The sequence below is a fragment of the Streptomyces sp. NPDC051105 genome (assembly GCF_040682795.1).
Taxonomy (GTDB): domain Bacteria; phylum Actinomycetota; class Actinomycetes; order Streptomycetales; family Streptomycetaceae; genus Streptomyces.
Genome location: NZ_JBFBBR010000054.1, coordinates 1 through 2,608, shown reverse-complemented (window position 1 = coordinate 2,608; position 2,608 = coordinate 1). Strand labels below are relative to the sequence as shown.

Sequence of the window (2,608 nt, the reverse complement as noted above, 5' to 3'; positions counted from 1 at the left end):
TGCCCAGGGGGCGGCCGATCACCGGGCGGTCACCGGAGACCCGTGCCAGCGTCGCGTCCACCGTGCACTCCGTCGGACCGTACAGATTGAAGGCGCTGTGTCCGTGCCGGGCGGAGAGCGCGGACAGCAGCAGCCACAGCTCCGGGTCGATGGCCTCGCCGCCGATCAGGCTGAACCGAGGCGTGTGCTCCCGGCCGAACACACCGGAGTCGATGAGCGCTCGCAGCAGGGTGGGTGTGCAGTTGAACTCGTCGATCCGCTGCTCGCGCACATAGGCGGCGACGGCCGCGGGATCCCGCCGTGTCGCGTCGTCCAGTACGTGCAGCGTGACGCCCTCGCACATCAGCAGCAGCTGCTTGACGGACGAGTCGAACGACAGCGGGGAGAGCAGCAGACCCTGCAGACCGGGCACCAGGAGTTCGTCGCGGGCCAGCTCGTCACGGAGCGCGGCCATCAGGTTGGCCACAGCGGCGTGGGTGATCTCGACGCCCTTGGGCTGTCCGGTCGAGCCGGAGGTGTAGATCACATACGCCAGATCGTCCGGGCCTGCCGGGCCCGCTGCCGGGCCTTCGGGGGCGCCTGAGGCGTCGGCCGGGTTCTCCTCCAGGGCTCCGTCCCGTGCAATGGCGATCGTCGTCCGCCGATCCGACAGCGCGGCCGGCACGTCCGTGCCGGCCACCACCACATCCGCCCCGCTGTCCTCCAGCATGAACGCCAACCGCTCGACCGGATACGACAGATCCAACGGGACGTACGCGGCCCCGGCCCGCAACACCCCCAGCAGGCCCGCCACCATCTCCGACTGCCGGCCCGAGCACACCCCCACCACACGGCCCGGACCCACGCCTGTGGCACCCAGCCGGGCGGCCACCACAGCCGCGGCGCCGTCCAGCTCCCGGTACGTCCACCGCCGATCACCGTCGACCAGCGCCACCGCGTCCGGCGTCCGCGCCACCTGCGCCGCGAACAACCCGGGCACCGTCACCCCGCCGGGCACCCCCACCGACGTCTCGTTCCACTCCGACACCAGGCGACGCCGTTCGGCCTCACCCACCAGAGGCAACTGCGACAACCGCACCGACGCATCGGCCGCCACCACCTCCAACACCCGCATGAACCCCGTGGCCAGCCGTTCGACCGTCTCCTCGTCGAACAGATCGGCCGAATACACCACCTGCCCGGCAAGACCGTCCCCCGACTCCACCAGGAACATCGACAGGTCGAACCGTGTCACCTCATCGACCGGAGCGAAGGACGCCAACTCCACACCTGGCAGATCCAGCGCCGGCTGCGGCACGTCATTCAGCTGGAACATCACCTGGACGATCGGATTCCGGCTCAGGTCACGCACCGGAGCCAGCTCCTCGACCAACTGCTCGAAGGGCAGATCCTGATGCGCGTACGCGCCCAGCGCCGTCTCCCGCACCCGCCCCAGAAGCTCGATGAACCGCGGGTCACCCGAACAGTCCGTCCGCATCGCCAGCGTATTCACGAAGAACCCGATCAACGACTCCAGCTCAGGCCGCACCCGGCCCGCGATCGGCACCCCCACCACGACATCCCGCGTTCCGGCGAACCGGGCCAACACCGCCTGGAACGCGGCCAGCCCCACCATGAACAGCGTCGCACCCTGGGTCTGTCCCAGCAGACGCAGCCCGCGGCACACCTCAGCCGACACCTCGAACTCCCACGAGGCCCCCCGATACGACGACACCACCGGCCGCACCCGGTCCACCGGCAACTCCAACAGCGGCGGCGCACCCTCCAGCACCCCACGCCAGTACTCGACCTGAGACGCGAGACCCCCGTCCTCGAAGGAGCGCCGCTGCCAGACGGCGAAGTCGGCGTACTGCACGGACAGGTCCGGCAGCGCCGCGTCCCCGTCCCCGCCGTCGACGAAAGCGGCGTAGAGGGTGCCCAGTTCGCGCATCAGGACAAGCCGTGACCACGCATCGGCGACCACGTGGTGCATCGTCACCCACAGCACGTGGTCGTCCGGGCCCAGCCGCAGCACCCCCGCACGCAGCAGCGGCCCCGCGGACAGGTCGAAGGGCGTCCGGGCCTCCTCCGCCACCAGCCGGCGTGCCACGGACTCCGGTTCCGGTTCCCGCGACACATCCACCACGGGAAGCGCCACCGGCGCCCGATCGGCTATCTCCTGCCAGGCCAGGCCCGCCTCCTCGTGGAGGGTGGTCCGAAGGACCTCATGACGCGCGACCAACGCGCTCAGGGCACGGGCCAGCACGTCCAGATCCAGTCGCCCCCTCATCCGGACGGCGTCGGGCACGTTGTAGAACGGGTTGTCCGGGATCAGCTGGTCCAGGAACCACAACCGCTGCTGTGCGTACGACAGCGGCATGCGGCCGGTCCTGGGAACCGGCTGGAGCACCGCGCGGGACGGGCCGGCCGACAGACCGTCCGCGTGTTCCGCCAGGGCGCCCACGGTGGGGTTGTCGAAGACGACCCGCAGGTTGATGTCGGTGTCGAGGGCTTCGTTGATGCGGGAGATGACTTGGATGGCGAGCATGGAGTGTCCGCCGAGTTCGAAGAAGTCGTCGTCGGTGCCGATGGGTGATACTCCGAGGAGTTCGGACCAGATGTGGGCGAT

At 69.9% G+C, this 2,608-nt stretch carries 1 protein-coding gene; it reads right to left on the bottom strand.

Annotation, left to right across the window (positions count from 1 at the left end):
* Positions 1 to 2,608, bottom strand: a 2,608-nt coding sequence (locus AB0N16_RS41575; RefSeq protein WP_365806012.1) for a condensation domain-containing protein, incomplete at both ends; no start/stop codon positions are given.